The sequence below is a fragment of the Kitasatospora sp. NPDC028055 genome, assembly GCF_040637885.1.
Taxonomy (GTDB): Bacteria; Actinomycetota; Actinomycetes; order Streptomycetales; family Streptomycetaceae; genus Kitasatospora.
Genome location: NZ_JBEZXE010000044.1, coordinates 7463 through 28621 on the forward strand (window position 1 = coordinate 7463; position 21159 = coordinate 28621).

24 protein-coding genes and 1 pseudogene are annotated in these 21159 nt (G+C 71.2%); 10 read left to right on the forward strand and 15 right to left on the reverse strand.

From position 1 onward, the window contains the following. Positions 1–294 precede the first annotated feature (294 nt). The 3 genes from AB0F71_RS31665 to AB0F71_RS31675 form a co-directional block, all read right to left on the reverse strand. Entirely contained in the window at positions 295–969 is a 675-nt protein-coding gene (locus AB0F71_RS31665) for an SMI1/KNR4 family protein (protein ID WP_360241649.1), read from the reverse strand. 757 nt (positions 970–1726) lie between these two features. Next, positions 1727–2026, reverse strand: a complete 300-nt coding sequence (locus AB0F71_RS31670) for a hypothetical protein (RefSeq protein ID WP_360241652.1) — start codon at positions 2024–2026, stop codon at positions 1727–1729. Positions 2027–2111: 85 nt separating this feature from the next. Continuing rightward, entirely contained in the window at positions 2112–2273 is a 162-nt protein-coding gene (locus AB0F71_RS31675; RefSeq protein ID WP_360241655.1) for a hypothetical protein, read from the reverse strand. A 361-nt stretch (positions 2274–2634) separates the two neighbouring features. On the opposite strand from AB0F71_RS31675, the gene AB0F71_RS31680 reads away from it, so the two are divergent. Beyond that, complete coding sequence (locus AB0F71_RS31680; protein ID WP_360241658.1) at positions 2635–3210, forward strand: hypothetical protein; 576 nt, start codon at positions 2635–2637, stop codon at positions 3208–3210. Between the two features lie 56 nt (positions 3211–3266). On the opposite strand, the gene AB0F71_RS31685 is transcribed toward AB0F71_RS31680, so the two are convergent. From AB0F71_RS31685 to AB0F71_RS31705, 5 genes are all read right to left on the reverse strand, one after another. Next, a complete protein-coding gene (locus tag AB0F71_RS31685; RefSeq protein ID WP_360241661.1) occupies positions 3267–3680 on the reverse strand; it encodes a hypothetical protein in 414 nt (137 codons plus the stop codon). Next, positions 3677–4360, reverse strand: coding sequence for a hypothetical protein (locus AB0F71_RS31690; RefSeq protein ID WP_360241664.1), 684 nt, complete (start codon positions 4358–4360; stop codon positions 3677–3679). Before AB0F71_RS31690 ends, AB0F71_RS31685 begins: the two co-directional genes overlap by 4 nt. A gap of 342 nt (positions 4361–4702) precedes the next feature. Then, positions 4703–5026: a helix-turn-helix transcriptional regulator gene (locus tag AB0F71_RS31695; RefSeq protein ID WP_360241667.1), complete on the reverse strand. Its 324-nt coding sequence runs from the start codon at positions 5024–5026 to the stop codon at positions 4703–4705. Then, entirely contained in the window at positions 5026–5757 is a 732-nt protein-coding gene (locus AB0F71_RS31700) for a site-specific integrase (RefSeq protein ID WP_360241670.1), read from the reverse strand. Before AB0F71_RS31700 ends, AB0F71_RS31695 begins: the two co-directional genes overlap by 1 nt. Then, on the reverse strand, positions 5754–6143 hold the full coding sequence (locus AB0F71_RS31705; RefSeq protein ID WP_360241673.1) for a hypothetical protein: 390 nt from the start codon (positions 6141–6143) through the stop codon (positions 5754–5756). Before AB0F71_RS31705 ends, AB0F71_RS31700 begins: the two co-directional genes overlap by 4 nt. 324 nt (positions 6144–6467) lie before the next feature. On the opposite strand from AB0F71_RS31705, the gene AB0F71_RS31710 reads away from it, so the two are divergent. Beyond that, on the forward strand, positions 6468–6857 hold the full coding sequence (locus tag AB0F71_RS31710) for a hypothetical protein (RefSeq protein WP_360241676.1): 390 nt from the start codon (positions 6468–6470) through the stop codon (positions 6855–6857). Positions 6858–7555: 698 nt separating this feature from the next. Then, positions 7556–8158, forward strand: a complete 603-nt coding sequence (locus tag AB0F71_RS31715) for a hypothetical protein (RefSeq protein ID WP_360241679.1) — start codon at positions 7556–7558, stop codon at positions 8156–8158. A gap of 133 nt (positions 8159–8291) precedes the next feature. Here the strand turns inward: AB0F71_RS31715 and AB0F71_RS31720 are convergent, their stop codons facing one another. Beyond that, positions 8292–8573, reverse strand: coding sequence for a hypothetical protein (locus tag AB0F71_RS31720; RefSeq protein ID WP_360241682.1), 282 nt, complete (start codon positions 8571–8573; stop codon positions 8292–8294). A 325-nt stretch (positions 8574–8898) separates the two neighbouring features. On the opposite strand from AB0F71_RS31720, the gene AB0F71_RS31725 reads away from it, so the two are divergent. From AB0F71_RS31725 to AB0F71_RS31735, 3 genes are all read left to right on the forward strand, one after another. Next, complete coding sequence (locus AB0F71_RS31725; protein ID WP_360241685.1) at positions 8899–9189, forward strand: hypothetical protein; 291 nt, start codon at positions 8899–8901, stop codon at positions 9187–9189. Continuing rightward, positions 9189–10658: a hypothetical protein gene (locus AB0F71_RS31730; RefSeq protein ID WP_360241688.1), complete on the forward strand. Its 1470-nt coding sequence runs from the start codon at positions 9189–9191 to the stop codon at positions 10656–10658. Before AB0F71_RS31725 ends, AB0F71_RS31730 begins: the two co-directional genes overlap by 1 nt. 329 nt (positions 10659–10987) lie before the next feature. Continuing rightward, positions 10988–11125, forward strand: a complete 138-nt coding sequence (locus AB0F71_RS31735) for a hypothetical protein (protein WP_360241691.1) — start codon at positions 10988–10990, stop codon at positions 11123–11125. A 227-nt stretch (positions 11126–11352) separates the two neighbouring features. Here the strand turns inward: AB0F71_RS31735 and AB0F71_RS31740 are convergent, their stop codons facing one another. After that, positions 11353–13677: a Helicase associated domain protein gene (locus AB0F71_RS31740; protein WP_360241694.1), complete on the reverse strand. Its 2325-nt coding sequence runs from the start codon at positions 13675–13677 to the stop codon at positions 11353–11355. Between the two features lie 165 nt (positions 13678–13842). Between AB0F71_RS31740 and AB0F71_RS31745 the strand changes: the two genes are divergently transcribed. Next, positions 13843–14196 (forward strand): hypothetical protein, encoded by a 354-nt coding sequence (locus tag AB0F71_RS31745; RefSeq protein WP_360241697.1) that lies wholly within the window; start codon positions 13843–13845, stop codon positions 14194–14196. Between the two features lie 78 nt (positions 14197–14274). Here AB0F71_RS31745 and AB0F71_RS31750 read toward each other — a convergent pair whose 3' ends face one another. Together AB0F71_RS31750 and AB0F71_RS31755 are read right to left on the reverse strand one after the other, a co-directional pair. Then, on the reverse strand, positions 14275–14982 hold the full coding sequence (locus AB0F71_RS31750) for a helix-turn-helix domain containing protein (RefSeq protein ID WP_360241700.1): 708 nt from the start codon (positions 14980–14982) through the stop codon (positions 14275–14277). Further along, on the reverse strand, positions 14969–15253 hold the full coding sequence (locus AB0F71_RS31755) for a helix-turn-helix transcriptional regulator (protein ID WP_360241703.1): 285 nt from the start codon (positions 15251–15253) through the stop codon (positions 14969–14971). Before AB0F71_RS31755 ends, AB0F71_RS31750 begins: the two co-directional genes overlap by 14 nt. Before the next feature lie 216 nt (positions 15254–15469). Between AB0F71_RS31755 and AB0F71_RS31760 the strand changes: the two genes are divergently transcribed. Then, positions 15470–15868, forward strand: a complete 399-nt coding sequence (locus tag AB0F71_RS31760; RefSeq protein WP_360241705.1) for a hypothetical protein — start codon at positions 15470–15472, stop codon at positions 15866–15868. A 101-nt stretch (positions 15869–15969) separates the two neighbouring features. Here the strand turns inward: AB0F71_RS31760 and AB0F71_RS31765 are convergent, their stop codons facing one another. The 3 genes from AB0F71_RS31765 to AB0F71_RS31775 all read right to left on the reverse strand — a co-directional run bounded on the left by AB0F71_RS31765 (position 15970) and on the right by AB0F71_RS31775 (position 19185). Beyond that, on the reverse strand, positions 15970–16497 hold the full coding sequence (locus tag AB0F71_RS31765; protein WP_360241708.1) for a hypothetical protein: 528 nt from the start codon (positions 16495–16497) through the stop codon (positions 15970–15972). A 128-nt stretch (positions 16498–16625) separates the two neighbouring features. Further along, positions 16626–18848, reverse strand: coding sequence for a hypothetical protein (locus tag AB0F71_RS31770; protein ID WP_360241710.1), 2223 nt, complete (start codon positions 18846–18848; stop codon positions 16626–16628). 7 nt (positions 18849–18855) lie between these two features. Beyond that, complete coding sequence (locus tag AB0F71_RS31775) at positions 18856–19185, reverse strand: helix-turn-helix domain-containing protein (protein ID WP_360241713.1); 330 nt, start codon at positions 19183–19185, stop codon at positions 18856–18858. A gap of 236 nt (positions 19186–19421) precedes the next feature. On the opposite strand from AB0F71_RS31775, the gene AB0F71_RS31780 reads away from it, so the two are divergent. Further along, positions 19422–20171 (forward strand): TnsA-like heteromeric transposase endonuclease subunit, encoded by a 750-nt coding sequence (locus tag AB0F71_RS31780; RefSeq protein ID WP_360241810.1) that lies wholly within the window; start codon positions 19422–19424, stop codon positions 20169–20171. Next, positions 20168–21155: pseudogene (locus AB0F71_RS31785) on the forward strand (hypothetical protein); the annotation flags it as partial. The gene AB0F71_RS31780 and the pseudogene AB0F71_RS31785, both read left to right, overlap by 4 nt. Between the last annotated feature and the right edge of the window lie 4 nt (positions 21156–21159).

Sequence of the window (21159 nt, forward strand, 5' to 3'; positions counted from 1 at the left end):
CGGCCCGCTCGGCCGCGCGCGCCCGCTGGGGGGCCCGGGCTGCCCCCGCGTTCCCGCCCCCCGGGGGGGCGCCGCCCGGGAGCTCCCCGGGGCCCGCCTCCGTGCTGTCGGGTGGCGACCGGTCAGGTGTGGTCGGGGCGGACGAACACCTCTCGGTGCGCCACCTCACCGCGCCCGTCCGCCGCCGTACCGGCCGACCTCCGTAGGGTGCAGTTCCTTTGAAGGGAAGCGGTTCGCATCGTGCGTGGTTGGCGTCGGTAGCACGCGGATAGAGCGAGGATCACCGTCTCTTGATCACCGAGCTGCTCTCTCGCGTTGCTCAAGCCACTCGAGGTACCAGGTGCGGAAGGTATGACGGTTTCCCTTCGCATCGACATACGGCTCGTAGGGCGGGTTGTTCGCGCAGTCCCGGTCGCGGAGTTCCCCACGGTGCGGGCCCACGATGATGAGCCAGCCGGTCATCCCGCATCCGTTGTCGCTGATGAGGATCGCGCCCCGCCCGCGTTCCAGGTGCCAGACTTCGTCGCCGGCGTCGCCGAATACCTTGTAGTAGTCGTCCAGGTAGTCGTCGTCTTCGTCCCGTGTGGCGGGTTCGTGCCCGGCGGCGCGAAGCGTCGCCATCTGCTGATCGGGCCAGTCCTCCGTCTCGACGAACGGCGCGCTGGGGTCCAGCAGCCAGTGGTGCCCTGCGATGTCCCAGAGCCATCCCCATTTCCCGTCGATCCGGCGCAACGAGGTGAGACGGAGTGCCGGTCCGGGGCCGCCGGCCCCGACCTCCGCCAGAAACGTGCGGTACTCGTCGGGCAGCACGACGCCGTACTGTGCCTCGACCTCGGCGATCTCGGCTGGAGTCAGGACAGGTTCGAACACCGGGTATTCAACCGACCCAAGGCCACATGCCCGACGCTCGGCCTCCTCCACGGCGATGACGCGTTCCCGGACTCCCGACCAGTCCACGTGCGTGTTCACGGCTCTCCTATCGACGGCAATCACGGGACATTAGCGCCTGCCGCCGACATCCGACTTCCGCCCGGGCTGCGCCCGGAGCTTCTCGTCTCTACCGTGGTGGCGGAGGAGCGTGGCAGAAGGGTTCACTGTTCGAGGAGTCGGAAGCCCGCGAGGCAGCCGCTCGGGCTCGAATGGAAGAACTGGAAGCCAACCTTGCTGAGCTGTCGGGGAAGGTTGAGCCGGCCCGTGATGGGCCGGAGCGCCTGCGGATTGCGCGGGAGACGGTCGCCGGCCGGTCCGCGCCAAGCAGATCGTGCCGAGGATCGGACTGCCGGCCGAGACCGGGAAGACCCGGGTGCGGGCTGGAAGTCGTCGTCACCCGCCGACCCTAGAACCCTCCACCGACACACGGACCGGCCCCACCGGACGAAGCCTCAGTCCGCGCCCGAAGACCGCTACCCAGACTGCTCCGGGCTCGAGGATGACGACATCCTCCTCATCACCGACGACGGAATCACCCGCATTCCAAAGACCCCCGTCTGACCACCTGACACTGGTCGTCCGGGGCGGAGGACCGGTTCGCAGCCCGGGCGCTCCAGCCGGTTGGGGCCGGCCTCCTCCCGCAGCTCCAGCTTCGAGCCCTCCTTCCGCCGATCGAGCCCGGGCACGTCCAGCACGGGCGCAGCGAGGCATTCGCCGTACGGCCGGACGAAGGGGTAGTGCCTCGAGGGGCTCGGTGGAGTCGGAGGAGGGCTCGGCTAAGACTTGGGAGAGGCCATCACCCCGCGCGCGATGCGGGCGCGGCCTTCGGGTGGCAGGACGACGAGGTACTGCCGGTCGGCGTCCTCGACGCGGGCCGCGTGATGGAGGTGCCTCCCGTCGCGAGCGCCTCGGCGGCCGGGCCGGCCTCCTCCGTCATCCGGTCGATCCGCGAGTGGAAACGGGTCAGGTCCTTCGCCGGACCGGTGATCCAGATCGCGATCCGCGCACCCCGGCGCAGCGCGGCGAGCAGGTCCGTGCGCAGCGGCCCGTCGTCGGCCTCCTGGAGGAGCGGTCGTGCAGGCGTTCCTGCCCGCACGGCCGGGACGGCGCGGCCTCGGCCAGCACCCGGCACGTGCGGCACGAGGCCAGAGCGCGCGGCCGGAAGTCGTGCAGAAGGAACGTCAGGTAGCGGCCGCGGACCCCGCACAGGGTACGGCCGCTGCCCCGGCGTGCTCGACGCCGGGCGCGCCTTCGACCTCGGCCGCGGGGAACTCGGCCGGCTCGCGCGCGGTGGCGAACGACCACGTCCCGCCCGAGGCGTCGAAATCGGGAGTGTCGATCATGCGAGGCAGCATGCCACGCCGGGAACCACCGACCTGGGCCGGCCGCCGAAGCCGAGCTCGCGGCCGTCACCCAAGCGCTCGTCGGCGACGTGGCGTCCAGCCCCTGACCCGAGGCGGCCCGCCTCGCCCCAACCACGCCTGCGAACCATCGGGCGAGCGACGGGGCCCGATGCTCACGGCTGAGCGGCCGTTACTGCATGACTTGACTGGTGAGCTCGCATGTTCAGGTGTCGCGTATTCGCGGCTGAGCGCAGTTGAGGCTCACGGTGGGTGATCTGCGCAGCCTCAGCGGCCTCTGGCTGTCTGCGGTGATTGTGATGATGAGTGGCGGCAAGTCTCAGGTGTCTCTGGAGGAACGACTATGGCGTTCAAGACCGAAGCCGATTCCGAAGTCGTCGAACGGGACGAGTGGTCCTATTCGCCGACTGTCGGCGTCGGACCGCTCCGGTTCGGTATGACCGTCGACGAGGTGGTCGAGGCGGCCGAGATCCTCGGCCAGACGAAGGTCACCGAACTCCCACGGGACTACCCGGTCTTCTCGCCAACGTGGAAGGTCGAGGTCCACCGTCGCGGAGCGGCCCCTTCGATGCCCGCCGTCACGGCCTACGCGAGCCAGGCCGCAGGACTGTTCTGCATCGCTACCGACGCCGTGCAGGGTCCCCAGGTCGCGTACGGCGGAATCCGGCTGGCCGGGCGTGACCTGTCGGAACTGGAGAACGACCTGATCGCGTACGCCGAGACAATGGACGTACACCTCCGCTACACGCCCGAGGGCTACCCAGGACCGGGTGACTCCGGAGTCCTCATGCGTGGCCAACGGGTCGGGCAGGACCTCCGATCACGCCCGCTGTTCATGGTGACGCGCGACGGCGCGCATACCGAATGGGATTCGCTGCCCTCCGAGGAGTACCACGTCAACGGCCAGTCCACGGCCTGACGGGGTGTGACTCCCGTTCACGCAGTCGTGGTCAGAGCCAGCTTCGGAGAGCGCCATCATCGCCAACGCTCAGCGGCGTACCGGCTCCAGGTGGCCCCGATGTCGGTCGCGGCCTGCTCGGTAGTGAAGTCGGTGTAGCCGAGCGCCTTCGCGGCCACGGGCGGCGGAGTGTGCTCGACGAACCGGCGTAGCGCCTCGGCACGGCCGACGCCGGGCGCGATGCCGGCTTCTCTGAGGATCGTCTGGAGGGCCCGCGCCGTCATGGGTTCGCCGGCCTGGCGCCCGGGGAAGAGCCACCGCCGGCTTCGCGCGCTGGCGTAGGGCTGGCGGGGATGGTCGGTGTTCAGGTAGTCCCGGATCAGGCTGGCGACGGGTTCGGGGACCGGCATGGGTGGCTCGCCCAGCCTGATCGTGAGCGCGGCGCCGTGGTCGGCGATGTGCTCGGTCGTGAGTTTGACGATGCGGGTCACCGGCTGGGCGTAGAGGAGGACGAGGCTCCCGCGACCCTGGTGCGCCTGGGCAGGTCATCGTCCCGGAGGACGCGGGCGAGCTGCCCCTCCGGCACGCGTGGGGACGCGGCCCGCGGTCGGCCGGTGGGAGTCTGCGCGGCTCGTTTCAGCTTGGGCATGCGGCCGTTGTGCATGGACCAGCGCAGGAACATCTGGGCGGCCGTGTTGGAGTGCTCCCGGTGCCAGGCTTCGAGGTCCGGCTGTGTGCACTGCCGCAGGTCGAGTCCGCGTCGGCCGAGCCACTCCAGCAGGGTGGCTGCCTGGCTGATCTGGTTGCGGGCGTACTTGATCTGGGACTGGCTGAGCGGTTCCTTGGCGGCTTTGGTACGGAGCCGGCGGGAGACGTGCCAGGTGTCGAATCGCTGCAGGAGCTGTCGGTGCTCGGGGTTGCGGACTACGGCGAGCCGATCGGCCAGCCACCGCTGGTAGAGAAGGAGCTGGCGGTCGCGCCGGGGCAGGACGCCGGTGTCCATGAGGAGGTCGCGCAGGAGTGTCGCGGTCCGCACGGGGGCGGTGTCCAGGCCGTCGTGGCTGAGCGGGACGCGCCCGGCCGCCAGGTCTCCCAGGAGGCGGGAGACGTGAGGGAAGCGAACCCACATCAGGCGGCTGCGCGGCCGGTCGGTGTCCACCACGGCGGCCATCACGGGTTCGAGAAAGGGTTGCGGCCGGCCGTCGGCGTCGGCGAGAAGCCCTGCGACCAGGTCGTGCAGGGTGCACCGCTCGCACAGCCGTCCCGGCCACAGATCGCCCTCGTGTGCGCACCGTGTGCAGGAGAAGTCCCGGTGGAGGCCGACGCAGTCGCGGCAGACGGCCGCTCCGTGCTCGTCGCGTCCGGGAAGCAGGCGCTCGGTGCCGCACCCTGGGCATCGGCCGCGGGTTCGGACGGCCTTGCCGAAGCAGCTGCGGCAGATCGGGCCCTCCAAGTAGTGGCTCGTGCTCTTGACTTGTCGGCAGCGGGCGCAGGCCTGGGCGGCGCCCACTGGTCAGTCTCCGGTGAGCCGGACCCGCTTGGGGCGGCGGGCACTCGGATCGGGCGGGGTGTCCGCGCCGACGACGCGGCGGGCGGAGAGGTTCTCGGCGGTCGTGGTGATCAGGTCGGACGGCGTGCAGTCGAGGACGTCGCACAGGGCGGCCAGCACCGGAAGGGAGAGGCGTTCGGGGGCGCCGGAGACCAGGCGGTGGACCTGAGATGAGGAGAGGGTGATGCCGCGTTCGTTGAGGTGTGGCAGCAGGGCGGTGACGGTGAACATGCCGCGGGTGGCCATGATCTCGCGCAGGCGCCAGTGGTAGGTGATCCGGCGGGCCATCAGGAAGTCCTCCCCGTTCCAAGGGCGGCCGCGATTCCGGCGTCGAGAGCTCGGCGAAGGGTGCGGGTGCGGTAGTCGGAGGAGACGCAGGTGTAGATCGCGGTGGTGGAGGCGTATTCGTGTCCGACCTGCTGCTGGACGAACAGCGCGTCGTAGCCGTCCTCCAGCAGGTGGGAGATGTAGGACCTGCGGAGAGAGTGGAACTCCAGGGCGGGGTCCAGGCCGAGGGCGTCGCGGTAGGCCGCGAAGCGGGAGTCGAGTCGCTGGAGTCCCAGCCGTGGGCCGCGTTCCGAGGGCCACAACCCGGGGGCGTCAGCGTGCCGCATGCTCGGGCGGACCTCGGTGACCCACTCGTCCAGGATGTCGGGTGTCCACTGCCAGACGGTGAGCACGCTGCGGCGCTTGGGCGGCGAGCCGCGCTTGGCCTTGCCGTGTCGGACCAGGAGCGTGCCGTACTCGCCGAACTCCTTCGCGTGCGGGTTGCGGCCGAAGTCCGTGAGGTCGAGCATCCGGGTCTCGTTGCGGCGCAGGCCGTAGCCGTAGGCGGTCTTGAACAGCACGGCGTCCCGGAAGGCCGGCAGCCACCCCTTGCGGCCCTTCCCCCGTACGCGCAGCACCTGGTCGTCGGCGTGGTCGAAGAACGCCTCCAGCTCCGGTCGGGTGAAGGCACGCCGCTCGGGCTCCCCCTCGGCTTCGTCACGGTGTACCGCAGAGTTCCACTCGTGGATCACCTGGACGGGGTGGGTTCCGAAGTGGCGCAGGCACGCTCGGCCCACCCGTAGGCCGGGTCGGTCAGGAAGTCGCAGAACAGACGGATGGTCGTCTGGTAGTTCCGCAGCGTGCCGCGGACGCAGCCGTGCACGGCCCGCAGGTCGGCGAACCAGTCGTCCGCATTCGCCGCAGTCCACTCCCACGGCATCGCGTCGGCGTGATCGGCCAAGGCCCTGACTGCCCGCTCGTGGGCCTGGATGTACCCGGGCGACAGGTTCCGGGCGAGCTGCTGGTTGCGCCAGCCTTCCAACATCGCCTCGAACACCTGCTGCTCGGGTCGCAGCAGCGGGAGGCCCTCGACCAGCTGTAGTCCGACCGAGCCGGGCGGGCAGGAACTCTCGGCCACGTCTCATCACTCTCCGCACATCGCATCGGATGCGAGTTTCTCGCATCCGATGCGAGCAAGCGGCGTTTTCCCAGCTCAATCGCCCGATGGAGCGAGCGCACGGCAGACTGACGCGCTCCTCCCCTGCACCGGCCGGCTGACTTTCCTCCAGGCCAACGACCAGGAGCGCTTCCAGCAACCTTCCGGTTCAGACCGTCGCGTATTCGCATCTGCTGCGACTTGCGACGGTCGACTGGTGAGCTCGCATGTTGATGTGTCACGTATGCGTGGATGTCATCAGTCGACCGTGACCGTGCGTCAGTGTTCTGCGGCATGATGCTCGCCATGAACACCGAGATACTCGTCGACGTCTGGAAGCGCCTTCTCACCGATCCCCGCAAATCGTGGGTGCTGTTCGAACATGGCACCTGTGTCGTGCTGACCGTCCCCGATGGTGACCTTGCCGAGCAGGCTACGAAGATCCTTGGTGAGTTCGGTCCTGTTCATGCAGGCTCTGCGGCGGGCGATTTCGGAGTGATCAACGTCAAGGATGCCGACGGGTGGGTAGTCACTGGTCACCACCAGGACGTCCTCACGTATGTCGGGCCCGGTGAACCCAGTGGTCAGGAGGATTTCGCTGTCGGACTCTGCGGACGTTCCAAGCGCCATCAGGACGGCACCGAGCTGCATGTCGTCCATGTCGAGGACAAGCGCGGCTCGTCGGATCCCGCGTAAGCACGCAACCGAGGCTTAGTGATCGCCCGGGGCGTACCGGCTCCAGGTCCCGCCGGCTTCGGTGACGAGGCGGGTGGTGGTCTTGTCGTGGTAGCCAAGGGCCCGAGCGATCACAGGTGGGGGCTTGGAGGACCAGTCGGCGGATCGCTGAGGCCCGGCCGCGCTGGACGGGAACTCCGGCGGTCCGGAGCTGGTCGAGCAAGCTGGTCGGGTCCATCGGAAGCCCGGGCTGCCGGCCGGGGAACAGCCAGGCCGAGCTGCGGCTGCTGGCGCGGGCGAGCCGGGGCTGTTCCGCCAGGTAGGCGCATAGCCCTCCAGACGATCCTCAGAGACGCCGGCATCGCGCCCGCTGCCGGCCGTGCCGAGGCGCTGCGCCGGTTCGTCGCGCACACTCCGCCGCCCGTGGCCGCGAAGGCGCTCGGCTACACCGACTTCACCACTGAGCAGGCCGCAACGGAAGTCGGGGTCACCTGGAGCCGGTACGCCGCTGGTGAGCGTCGATGACTGTCGCTGCTCGTCAGCGCCTGTGGCGCCGAGGTTGACTTGGCCCGTTGAGCGTCGGGGGTGGACCGCAGGGATACCAGCTGCGGAGATCGACCGGGCAATCGTGTTCCGGGAGCGATGGGGCGGCATCGCTCGGCCCCGGTCCCCGCCTACGAGACGGGCCCGCGCGGTTTGGAGGCATCTAGACTCCGACGATGATCGAGATCCTCGAAAACATGGACCTGCTGTCCCGGCCGAACCTCGACCTCGCCAGTGTTGAGGTGAACGGCATTGCCCTGGGGGCGCCGGCCGCCGCCATTCCGCGGCAGCGCATTGTGGGCGGCTTGTCCTCCGTCATCGCCCGGTACCGCGGTGGGACCACCATCGAAAGCGAGTACTACGACGCTGATGGACGGAGGCTGACGCTGGACGAGGTCATCGAAGACGTTCTTCGGTCGGACGGAGTCCTCTACGGCGCCGACAAGATCAACTATAAAGTGCGCGCCGGAGCAGTGATCGGCTTCGCGATCAGCGGCCCGCATCTGTCCCACTTCGCGCACTTGACCTCGTACGAGGAGTTTCTGACTGCGTTCGGCCCGCCTGATCGAATACACGAGAATGAGGCATATGGCGACCTCCTGAGCTACGAGACCTATTACTGGGGCGCTCGGAAGCATGTGACGTGGGACGCCTGGGAGGACCGGGTGAGCTTTATCAACCTGGGCGACTTCGAGGGGAACAGCGGCCCCTGGCCGCACAACTTGAAATCAGCTCCTCACCTCCTGGACCGGCCATGGGTCAGCCACGCGGTCCGCTGACGAACCCTCGACGCCGCCTGAGCGGTGCAGTTGGCCAGGCGGGCCAACTGCACCGCTCAGTCACAACGGGGTCGCGGTTTGTTCACCCTGGGAGGCGATCAGGCTGATCAGCGCCAGCTCGGCGCCGTCCGGATCAGCAGCCTGCAGCTAGGTTGCGCGGATCACCCACCGTGAGCCTCGCCGCGCTCAGCCGCGAATACGGGACACCTGAACATGCGAGCTCACCAGTCCCGAGACCGGTGATGCCGTCCGCCGCGCGGTCGGTGGCGCGGTCGGTGGCGCGGTCGAGTTCCAGTCCGAGAATGTGCTGGAAGACCTCGTCGGCGCCGGCCGGGCGCGGCTGAGGCAGGGCTGCTCGCCGTGAGGCCGCGGTGTGCTTCGCCCGGTCGAGGCGTTCCTGCTTGGTCCGGCCCATCGTGTCTCCCTCATCGGTGTGCACCGGCTAACGACCCCCGCCCCGGGCGGTGACGAGGCCTGCGCCGAGCGGGCGGATCACGTCCCCGAGCCGGCCCGGGGCCCGGGGAGGGCGCGTTCGACGTGGGCGTCGCACATCCCGGTCCGCGCTGATCGAGGCGACACCGGGTCTTCAACGAGGAGTTCATCTGGGGAAGCATGGCGGCCGCGCTCCGCGGCCGAGGGCGGTGTCCTGGGCATGTCGGCATTGTTCGTTTACCCTGGGCGCCGGAACGATCACACAACTGGTGTGACTGAGGGGGGTCTTGGGGATGCCAGGGTTCGGAGTGAAACCACAGGATCTGCGAAACGCGAACACCGCCGGCCGTGCGGTGGCCGCGGGGGTCCGGCAGGACTGGAAGCAGGACTTCGCGCACGTGCCGGAGCTGGTCCTGCCGAACTGGCAGTTCGTGGACCCGGCGAAGAACGCGATCCAGCATCTGGCCAGCTATGTCGAGCGCGTGGCCACCACGACGCTGGAGGACGCGGCCGACACGCTGGGCAGCATCGCCGACTCGTACGAGCACGCTGATACCAAGGCGGCCGTATCGCTGGGGGCGCCGGAGGGCCAGGGCTGATGGCGTACTACTGGGGGATGCTCAAGACGGCCGATTTCGGCGGCCTGACGACGACCGCGCACGCGCTGGCCACGTTTGAGGGGCACTTCAAGCACCGGATCACGGACTGGCAGAAGATGCTGCGGGACCTGGCCGACTGCGGTTGGCACGGTGAGGCCCAGCAGGCGGCGGACAACGCGCTGCGCACCCGCACCAGCCAGCTGTACGTCCTGGAGCAGCTGATCGAGGACCTGCGGGTGATGCTGACGGACGCTGCCGACAGCTTCGTCATCCTGCAGGCGCGGCAGAAGACGCTCGTCGAGTCGGCGGCCGCCAGCGGTCTGCAGATCCTCGACGGGGACGTGGACACCGTGCCGACGGTGCAGATCCTGCCGCCGAGCAAGGGCGACGAGGGCGGGCGGCACGACCCGGAGTGGCTCAAGGCGATGGAGACAGCCCGTGACCGGCTCGCCAAGGAGGTCGGCGACCTTTCGACGGAGGTGAAGAGCGTCGACGACTCGGTGGCGGCCGCCCTGGGCAGGATCGGCCACACCTTCCAGACCGGGTGGGCCGTCCTGCCCACTGATGTCGTGGCGGAGGCCGACAAGGACGCGGCCGCGATCGACAAGGCGACGGACGGACGGATCGGCGTCCCGTCCGCGCTGGACCCCGCAGGCAACGCGAAGTGGTGGGCCTCCCTGCCGGAGTCCACACGCCAGCAGCTGATCCAGGACCACCCGGGAGAAATCGGAGGCCTGAACGGCCTGCCCGCCGCGACCCGGGACCAGGCCAACCGGCTCTACCTGCCCCAGCTGCGCGAGCAGATCGCCAAGGACCTCAGCGACGAGAACCCGTCCCTGCACGCGAACCCGCAGCCGCACACGACCCAGGCCAGCCTGGACGCCCTGGACGCCCTGCAGAAGCAGGTCGACACCAAGACGGTCCCACCCCAGCTGTTGCTCGGAGTCGGCGACCCGACGACCCGCCCGTACACCTCGGCAAGCGCCGTCCTCGCCTACGGCAACCCCGACACCGCTACCAACATCGCCGCCTACACACCGCCGAACCCGGCAGCGGGCACGCTCGCCGCCGACGCCGCCGCCGCCCGCGGCCTGGCCGCCGCAGCGACGAAGGCGGATCCGGTGAACCCCACGGCGGCACTGGTCGTCGTGAGCCTGGGCGAACCCGGCGATCCGGGCCTCACACCATCCTCGGTTCCCGGGCGGCCGCTGCGCAGCGGCGCGGCGCAGGGCGTGCTCGACGGGCTGGCGGCCTCGCACCAGGGCCGGAGCCCGAGCGTCAGCGAGGTCTCGGCGGTGCCGCAGGGGCAGGGCTCGGGGTTCGCGGTCGCGCGGGTGCCGTTGGAGCGGTACGCGACCAGCCTCCCGGACCCGGTCACGCCGGACACGGTGGTCGCCAGGACGCCGGGCGGCATCGAGGACCCGGCCTCCCACCACGCCATCGTCAACGCGATCGTGGGCCGACGGTAGCGCCTCTTCTACGGGCCTCGCCGGCCCTGCGGATCCTGCGGGGCCGGCGGCATGCGGGACAGCATCTGCGGCCGCGGCGGTGCGTCGTATCCGCTTGGGCACCACCGCGGGCCGCGGTGGAACCAACGCGGAGTCAGGGCCCCACTCACACCGCCGCTCAGGCGATACCGTGGAGCTGCACAACCCTTCTCCCGGCACCGGGCGGACTCGCGAGACGTCCGGACGGACGGACGTCCAGGAGAAAGGGGGGGCTCCGCTTGCGAACCCAAACAGTTGGCGACCAGGCGGAGCACGGTGAGACGGATCGGCGTGCCGATCCCGTCGTCGACGTGGTCCACACTCTCGCGGCCGACGCCCAGGCGAGGACTGAGATGGAGCGGGCGCGTGAGCGCCACGACTTCCGCCTCGGCCTCGTGAAGGCGTTCCTCGGCTTCGCGGCGAAGGTGGTGGATCACTTCATCGGCTGACGCGGATAGCTACGGCCAGGTGGCGAGTAGCGCTGAGTGGTTTCCGTGACGGGGCGTGAGATGAGCGTCGTGGGTGCCGATTCCGGCTCCGAAGGGCGTCGGCAAGGCCGTAACCTGCTGCGTGTGAGGAACACCAAGGCTTTCAAGGAAGCCCGTCGCGCAGACGCTGGCCGAGCTGGCCCGCATGGGCGTCGCCCTTCGCTTCGTATCTCTCGGGGCGGCGTCGGTCAGGCCTGGAGGGCGTCGAGCAGAGCGGTCTGCTGGCCGGTCAGCTTGCCCTCGGTGCGGGCCTTGGCCTGCTTGCGCAGCCAGGTGCCGGGGCGGAAGGTCGGGTCGTCGGCGAGGCCGGTGCGGTTGGCGGGGCCGTCGAGGGTGCCGCCGGCGGCGAGGTAGGCGAGCAGGCGGCGGTAGGAGCGGTTCCAGTCCGGTTCCAGGCGCCACAGCTCGTCCAGGGCGTCGAGCTTCGCGGCCTGCTCGGTGGTGAGGTTGTCGGATTTGCGCTGGCGGCGCATCCACGCGCCGACCGCGTAGTCGTCCAGCTTCGCCGTGGCGGGGATCGCAAGGTGGCCGTGGGCGCGGTGGAACGCGGCGGCGTAGGCGGCCCCGCGTTCCCAGGCGTTGGCGTTCTTCGACCAGATCATGCCGAGCGCGTCCAGCTCCGAGACGCGGGAAGCATCGAGCAGGCCCTGGCCGTGGAGGTGGCGCTGACGGGCGAGCCAGGAGATCAGCTCCGGGTGCTTCGCACGGTCGGTGGGGTCGAGGTGGCCGTGCTCGATGTGGAACCTGGCAGCGAGGGCGTGCATCCGCTGCCACTCGACCGCGCGCGGGTTGAACGCCCGCAGCTTGACGGTCTGGAGGATCCGCGCCGCATGCTGGCGGGCGTTGATCTTGAGCCACTCGATCGGCGACTCGACCGGGGCCGGCTGCTGCTCGCCCTCCGCGGCCCCGGCAGCCTCGACCTCGGCAGGCGTGGTCGCGGTGGTCTGCGCGGCGGGCTGCAAGCGGCCGGCGCGCAGTTCGGTGATCCGGCCGACCACCCGGGCATCGTGCGCGGCCAGAGCCCGCAGGACCCGCCAGATCGTACGGAACGAGGACGCCTCGATCTCGGCGTCGGCCTCCGCCTTCACGGCCTCGCCCGCGTCGTGGACCTCGGCCGGGTCCGCGGCCGCCGTATCGTCGCCGACCTCCGGCGTCGGCAGGTACACCGGGATGATGACCCAGGACACCTTGCCCTGCTGGTAGGTCTGGCGCAGCGCCCTCCCGACGGCTTGGACGATGTCGATGACGGAGGACTTCGGGTCCGCGAAGCACACCGCATCCACGGCTCGGACGTCGATACCCTCGGACAGGAGCCGAGCGTTGCAGAGGATCCCGCACTCCTCGCCGTCCTCGCCGGTGTGGGCCTTGAACTCGGTGAACGCGGCCCGGCGGTCCCTGAGGCGGTCGGTGCCGGCCACCGCCTTCGCCCAGATCCGCTCCGGACGCTCCGCGTCAGGCAGCAGTTCCGAAGCGTCCAGCAGGCTGCCGGCGAACTCCCGCGCCGCGCTGACGCGGGAGTGGAACGTGATGACCCGCCGCAGGCCGAGGTCGGCGACCGCGCGCAGCACCGCGATCTGCAAGGCCAGCCTGAGAAGTTCCTCGTTGGTGCGCTGGGAGCGGAGGTCGGCGACGGCGGGCAGGTTGAGGAGTTCGCGCAGGTCCTCGTCGGTGACGACGGGGACCAGGACGCGGTAGTCGGCGAGGTAGCCGTGCTCGATGCCCTGGCCGAGGGTCCAGGTGAAGCAGGTCTTGCCGTAGACCGCCTCGTCGTCCATGGAGCACAGCGCGGGCAGCGCCTGGCCGTCAGCGTCTGCGGCGAGGTCGGCCAGGCTGTCCTTCGCGCGCCGGTCGTCGGCGATCCGCGGGGTGGCGGTGAAGTACAGCCGGCGCTTCGCCGGGACCTGGGCGTCGTCGTGGACCGCGGCCCACGCCTTCCCCTCCGAACCGGCGGTGCGGTGTGCCTCGTCGATGACGACCAGGTCCCACTGGGCCAGGCCGAAGTCGTTGTGGGCCTGGACGATGCGCTCCAGCGAGGCGTAGGTGGCGTAGACGGTGACCGGCTGGTTGTCCGGGGCGCCGTTGACGAGGTCGGCGATCCGCGGGGCCTGCGTGGTCACCTGGGCGTGGACGCGGCCGCCGGCCTCCGCGCTCTCCAGTGCCTCCTCGCGGGAGCACGCCGCCACCGCCAACCCGCGCCGGGCGCCCCGCAGCGACCACGCCTCCGCGGTCTGCTCCAGCAACTCGATCGTCGGCACCAGCACCAGCACCCGACCCTTCGCCGCCAGGCGCCGGGCGCAGCCCGCGGCGATGAGGGTCTTGCCGGAGCCGGTCGCCGCGACGACCGTGGCCCGGCCGCCGTCCTTCACCTCGCGCACCGCGGCCGCGACGGCGTCCTTCTGGAACCAGTGCAGCGGCAGCGGGTTCACCGCCGTGCCGGTCGGCTGGGCCGGGACCAGCCCGGCGTCAGTCCTGAACGCGGCCGGGACGTCTTGGCCGGCGATGGTGGTCTCCACGGCGGTGCTTCTCCTTCAGATGCTGAGACGGCGGGCAGTGCGGGCGGTGCTGTGGGAGGGTCGGGGCGGGCCTCTCCCCGGGGCCAGGTCATGGATGAGGAGAGGCCGACCTGTGACCGAGCATTTCAGTTGGCCGGTCGGGCGACGCCTGGAAGAGTTCGGCGCATGACACGCGACGACCTCGCCGAGATGCTCGCCGACCAGACGCCGGCCTGCGGCCCCGCACGCGACGCCCTGCTCTCCGGAGGCACCTTCGATGTCTGGGACGGTCTGATCCCCGCCAGTCGGCATTTCGGCACCTACTCGTTTCGGCTCCGGAACACCCAGAGGCGCGGAGTCGCGACACTCGGCCTCACCGAGACCCTTGGGATCCTCAAACGAGCAGGAGAGGAACCCTTGCGCATCGGCAGGATCAGGACGGCGGATGGGGCCTGGGCGTTCATGCTCTTCTTCAACGCCGCAGCCACGACGGTGCTGGCATGCGCTCGAGGCGGCCGCGTTCGGCCCGAGGACGACTGACAGCGAGCCGAACACGCAACCGGCCGCCGCACCCGCACACGGGCCAACCGGAGCGCGTCAGTCACACGACCGGACTCTCTACTGCTGCTCGGGCGGCACCCAGCCGCGGACTTCCAAATAGGCGATGTCGGCGTCCTCGACCGCGCGGCCGGTCTCCACCAGCCAGGCCCGCATCGCCTCGGTGACGTCCCCGTGGTGGTCGGCGACCCGCCGGGACCACTCGGCGGCGTCGAAGCCGCCGGTGGAGGCGGAGCCGTAGGTGCGCTCCTCGGTGCCGTCCGAGCGCGGGACGAAGCCGCGCCGGATGCCGCCGGAGTCCTGTTCCGATCCGGCGGAGTAGACGTACTGGTCGGCCTTCATCCGGACGGTGAAGGCGAGGCGTCCGCCGACCCGGCCGGTCTCGTGGACCACGGGCGCCAGGTGGGAGGCGCCGGACCTGATGGCCTGTTTCCCGGCGCGGCCGGCCATCGACCCGCCGGCCTCGCCGACGGTGTCCTTGCCCCGCACCCGGGCCTTCTGCCCCGTCTTGGTGCGGCGGCGGGTGGTGTTCGCCTCCGCGATGCCGGACAGCGCCTCGGTGTCGCGCTCGCCGCCGCGCACCGCCCGGACCAGCTGGCGCAGCGCGCCGACGAACGCCGCGCCCTTGCCCTTGGTGAAGAACTGGCTCACCAGCGAGGCGTCGCGGCCGAGCATCCGCGCGACCTGGCGTTTGGTGAAGCCCTGGTCGAGCAGCTCCTGCGTCAGGCGGGCGGCCTCGTTCGGCCGGGACGGGTCAGCGGGACTCATCGGTCACCTCCGGCTGTGCCCCCGGGCGGGGCCAGGTGAGCGACTGGGTGGCGTGGGTCGGGCCGGCGAGCAGGTCCAGCGGCCCCATGCCCCAGTGCCCGGCCAGGGCGTCGACCTCGTCCAGGGTCCACGGCTGGGCGCCGGACTGACGGCGCGAGACCTTGTCCTGCGTCAGCCCGACGGCGTCGGCGAGCTCGCGCTGGCTCTCCCCCGTGCGCTGCCTGATCGCGGCCACGGTGAGCCGCAGGGTTTCCAAGGTACTGAACACCACACCACGTATCCTATCCATGAGGAATGGATATTTTCCATTCTTCATGGACAGGACCCCTCGATTGAGTGGCGGAGCATGCCGGGGCTGACGAACGCCGCCGCCCTGGGCTCACGTCTCGCGCACTGGCGCCCGCGAGCAGGGGCGAGCTAATATTGAACGCGTTCAGTTTTCCTGCGACGATATCGACCGCAGGAGGGAACAGGGGGGCAGGTACCGATGGGGATGGTGCTGAGAGCCGAGAGCGTCCTGGTGTGGTTCCTTCGCGCGGCAGCCGGATACCTGATCGCCCTCGCGTGCGGCTGGGCAGCGGTGGTCGGCGGGTTCGCTCTCCTCGGAGGGGTGGACGGGGAGTTCGCCGCTCTAGGACTGGCCCTGCTGTTCTTTGTCGGCTTCCCGTCGCTGGTCCTCCTCCTGCTGTCCGCCCCGATACGGGAGGGCGAGTATCACAGGCCCGTGCTCGCCGTCGCGCTGTCGGGACCGGCGATACTCTTCGGGCTCTTCGGCGGCTGGTGGTGGCTGATCGGCCTGATCCTGTTCCAAGCCGGCTTCGTCGGTTTCCTTCTGCCGTCCCCACGCCTTCGGCTCACCGGTCGGCGCGGTCGGCGCCACCGCTGACCAGGACGTCCTTGCGCGGCCGCGCAGGGGGTGCCGCCGTCGGGACGGGAGCGGGCCTGCTCGGCCGCCTCGTCGACGCGGTCGCCGGTCGCCGGCCGCCGTCAGGAGCGAACCCCTCCCACCTGCACCGCTGCGGTTCCGTGGAGGACGTGGCCGGCCCGGCGCTCCTGTTCGAGTCGCTGAGCGAAGACGTCCAGGCCGGCGGGGCCCAGTTCGATCAGGCCTGGCGGCCAGGTGTCCGGTGGCACGAGGATCACCACGGCGGCGCCCCGACCCTCGACGGCGCCCCGGTCCTCGGCGGCGGACAGCCAGGCCGGTGACGTCTCGACGCGCGTGTCCGGCTCCCAGTTCTGGCGCCCGCCGACCAGCGCGAGGCGCGTCACCCGGCCGTCGGCGACCTCGACGGCCGCGCTGGTGTCCGGGGGATCCCCCGCCGCGAGCGTGAAGCCGCTGTCGAGCGCGGCCTCCACCAGCTCCGGGTACAGGTCCGGCCCGACCTCGACGATCAGCTCCGCGAACGGCGGCCCCTGCGCCACCTCGCGCACCGCCAGCGCCCACACCATCGGCGCCCGGGCCCGCTCGCCGTCCTCGCCGGGCTCGCCGTTCTCGCCGTCCTTGTCGTCCTCCACGCCGCTTCAACGAGCCACCGGCACCGAGGACCCGGCCTTCGCGACCCCTGGCAGGCGGCCCGGGCCGGTCGGCCGTACCTGCTGGTCCCCCGCCCTCTCAGCCGTGACGTGAGCGCAGGCGGCCGGGCTCACTGCTGCTCGTTCCCCTTCGCGGCGAGTTCGGCGCGGCCCCGGGCGCGCAGTTCCAGGTACTGCTCCTGGCTGGTGGGGTGCGGGACGGGGCCGGTGAGGTGGCCCTTGAGGAGGTAGTCGCCGGGCTCGCCGCGGTAGGGCCAGGGCTGGCGCTCGGTCAGGGCGATGCCGTCGGTGCCGAAGTAGACGACCGTGCCGGGCCTCGCGTGCAGGGCTCCGGCGTGGCCGATGACCTCCTTGCCCTGGCGGTACTTCATGTCCAGCAGCGCAGCCCGCGCCCCCGACCACACGTACGCGGCCCACTCGGGGTGGGCGTACGGGTCCCGGGAGAAACCGGCCTGGCGCTGCCAGGTCACCACCGTCCCGTCCTGGCCGAGGATCTCCACCCCGGCCGGGAGCGCCTCCCCGACGGGCGTGGTGCCGGAGACCAGGCGCGGGCGCTGGGCGAAGCCGCCCAGGCCGAACAGCAGCACGCTGCGGACGGCGCGCGAGGCGAGGTAGGCGGCCTGCCGCTGCCGCTCGTCGCCGTGGACGCGGGAGAGGTTGGTCAGCTCCGCCCAGGCCGCCTTCAACCGCTTGCCCCACTCGTCCAGCGGCTTGCCGTCCTCGAACAGCAGGCCGCCCAGGACCTCGATCCGCCACGGGGCCAGGTGGTTGGCGAGGGCGAGGTGGACCTCGGCGCCGCCCGCCCAGGTGGTGAAGGTCGCACCCGGCTCGGCGGGGTAGACCCAGGCGCGGTCCCCGGTGACGGGGGCGGGCAGCAGGCCGACGTGGTTCCAGCCGGCCGGGACGGTGACCCGGATGTTCCAGTGCGAGCAGGACATCAGGGCCTTGGCCTGCTCCTGCTCGGTCATCGCGGCGAACGCGGCGGCGGTGATCCGGCGCGGGGTGCCGACCGGCGACTTCCACAGGTGCTTGGCGTAGGCGAAGGTGCGGTCGTACTCGACCAGGGCGGGCAGCTGCTCCGGGACGCGCGGGGGCAGGATCAGCTCGGTGCGCCCCTGGCCGCCGGTGGCGTGCAGCAGGCCTCGCAGTTCCTCGGACAGGACCGGGTAGCCGCCGGCCCACTTGCCGCTGGTCGGGACGGTGCGCGACCACAGGTCCCGGCCGGTCTGGCTCGGGGAGCCCATGAGCACGGCGTCGTCCCAGTGGCGGCGCAGCGCCTGCCACAGCAGCGTGAACGCCTGGCGGCAGGTGACGACGTCGGCGCCGTCCGGGTCGAACCACTCCCCCATGCTGCGGATCTCCGTGACCGGGCCGTCCGGGGCGGCGGCCGGGGCGTAGCGGCCGACGGGCTGGCGCTGGTGGACGAAGTGCCCGGCGAGTTTGTCGCGGCCGGAGCCGACGGCGGTGGTCCACCGCTCGGACGGGGTGTTGAGCCAGGCCGCGACCGCGTCCTTGAGGGTGGAGTAGCGCTCGGCGCCGTCGTGCCAGGGGGCGCCGGCGGTGATGTAGACGCGCTCGGTGCCGGGCACGGCGGCCAGGACGGCGTCCAGGACCTCGCCCGGGGTGCGGGCGCCGAGGTCGAGCCGCACGGTCCGGTCTCGGACGGCCAGCTGGCCGGTCGCCGCGTCCAGGAAGACCGTGGAGCGGGCCTGCTGGGTGAAGTTGGGGCGCTTGGAGGCCAGCCCGGTGGTGACCGCCTCGAACCGGGCGCCCGCCGGGCCCTCGGGGAGGGTGGGCAGCTCACGCGGACCGGCAGCGACCGGAGCGACCGGAGCCGCCGGAACGACCGGCGCAGCAGCGACGGGCACGGCCGGGGCGGGCTGTTCGCCGACGGCCTGGCCCTCGACCTCGGCCGACTCCTCGACGCCCGCGGCGGCCGGGGTCGGCTGCTCGACGACGGCGGCAGGGCGGGTCAGCGCCGGGGCGACAGCGACGGCGGGCTCGGCGACCGGCGCGGGCGCGGCCACGGGCGCCGGGGCGGGCACGGCGTCGGCGGCCTGGTGGTCGGGTTTGGCGGCGCGGACGGCGGCCGGGGTCGGGTCCAGCAGCGGGGCGATCCGCACGACGTCGCCGACCGACAGTCCGGAGGCCTTCGCGATGGCCGGCGCCTGGGCGCCCTCGTACCCCGCGAGCCCGGCAACCCGGCGCGCGCGCTGCGCGGTGAGCTTGTCCAGGCCCTTCTGCGCGGCCACGACCTGCTTCTCGGCGGCCGTGATCTCGGTGCGCAGCTCGCGCAGACCGGCGAGCTCGGCGGTGTACGTCTTGCGGTCCATCAGGGTGTCACTCCCCTTCCGTGGCATCGGTGCTGGAGTCGAGCGGGCGGGCTTGGCGGGCGAGGGCGAGCCAGCCGTCCGGGCCCTGGGTGCCGTGGATGTCGGCCAGGCCAGCGAGCAGGAAGGCGTAGGCGCCGCGCCTCGGGGCGCGGGGCTGGGCGGTGCCGTTCTCCCACTTGGCGAAGGTCTCCCGCCGGGTAGCCAGGGCTGCGGCCACCTCGACCTGCGTCAGGCCGGCGGCCTTGCGCAGCCGCTCCCGCTCGGCCGGTTCCGGCAGGTCCCCGCCATCGCGGGCTTTGGCCAGCAGCGCGTCCACCGCCGCGAAGATCTCAGACATCACATGCCTCCTATCCCGAAAGGTAGCATGGAGCAACTCCCGAAACGCAACATTATTCATCGCATAAGCAACGCATTAGTGACCTCATATAGCACTCACTGCATCTTGGCCCGGCGGGCCCCTGTGCTGTGACATCGGATCTTGATGTCCCGCCTCAAATGATCTTGACTGTTTGTCAAATGATCTTGACGGACGAGGTTTCTGTCATTCGATCTTGATCGGTGGCGGGGGTCCAGATGGCAGTTGCCTCGTTGGTGTACGACGACCCGGCGCTGTCCGCGTTCGAGCTGGACTTCGTCGAGGGCGGCGAGTGCCTGCGGCTGGCGCTCGGGCAGGTCTGGAACCGGCGGTTCGAGTCGGTCGATCCGGTGCGTGAGTTCCGGTGGGCCAAGGGCGGGCAAGGGTTCGCGGGCTCGTATTTCTCCGCCACCGTGGGCGACCACGTGGGTTACGAATCGTGGCTGGAGCGGGACCGGCTGATCCTGCTGGACCGCGAGCCTGCGGTCGTGGGGATCGCCTCGCAGCCGTTCTGGCTGCGCTGGCACGACGGGCAGCGGCAGCGCCGACACGCTCCGGACTACTTCGTGCGGCTGGCCGACGGCCGGGGCCGGGTGGTGGACGTAAGGGCCGACGACCGGATCGACCGGACGGACGCGGAGGCGTTTGCCGCAACGGAACGGGCCTGCCGAGCGGTGGGCTGGGAGTTTGTCCGGGTCGGCGAGCCGGAGCCGGTGTTGATGGAGAACGTGCGCTGGCTGTCGCGTTACCGCCGGCGCCGGTGCGCCGATCCGGAGATCGCCGCGCGGCTGCTCGACGTGTTCGCCGTCGGGACGCCGCTTCGGGCCGGGGCAGCGCGGGCGGGCGATCCGCTGGTGGTGCTGCCCGTGCTGTTCCACCTGCTGTGGCAGGGCGACTTGGCCGCGGACCTGGAGAGCGCGCCGCTGTCGTCGACCACGTCGGTCGGCGCCGGGAGGCGGGCGCGATGAGCGGGATGCAGCGGCCGTCCCGGATCGTGGTCGGCGCGTGGGTGCGCTTCGCCGGGCAGGTCCGGGCGATCGTGAGCGTCACTGCGAAGTCGGCGACGCTGTCGGACGCCGACGGCGGCCAGGTCGAGGTGCCGATCGGCGCGCTGACGGCCGACCCCGACCTCGCCGTGGTCGACCTGCCGGTCCGCACGCCGCTGCCAGCGCAGTCCCGGCTGGAGACGTTCCCGCCGCAGGCGGTCGAGAAGGCTCTGTGGTGGGAAGGCCACATCCTCGAAGTCCTGCACGGCTACCGCCCGGACGCCGTCCCGGACACTGCGCCGCGCCCGGGGCTCCCGGGCCCACGGGGCGAAGACCCCGTTCGGCGAGCTGCCGGCGTTCGCGCCGGGCGAGGTGATGCCGATCGACTCGACGCCGATGGACGTGATGGTGCTGCTGGACGACGGTGTCCCCGGCCGGATCGAGCTGACGGCGATGATCGACGTGGCGACGCGCACGCTCACCGCGGCGGTGCTGCGGACGACCACAAAGGCGGTCGACGCGAGCGTGCTGCTGGCCCGCACCGTCACACCGGAGCCGCAGCGGCCGGGCTGGGCGGAGGCCCTGCGGATGTCGCGCTCGGTGCTGCCGCACCGCCGGCTGCTGAGCCTGGACGAGCGCCTGGAGCACGCCGCCGCCCGGCCGGTGATCGTCCCGGAGATGATCGTCTGCGACCACGGGAAGGCGTTCATCTCCCGCAACTTCAAGTCCTCGTGCCGGTTCCTGGAGATCGACTTCCAGCCCGCGCACAAGGGCTCCGGCTTCGAGAAGGGCCACATCGAGAAGATGCTGGCCTCGATCGCGTCGCTGTTCGTGCAGTTCCTGCCCGGCCATCTGGGCCGCAGCACCGACCACCGCGGCCGCCACCCCGAGCGCGACCGGCTCTGGTCGCTGCTGGAGCTCCAGGAGCTGCTGGACGAGTGGATCGTCGCGCACTTTACCGACCGCGAGT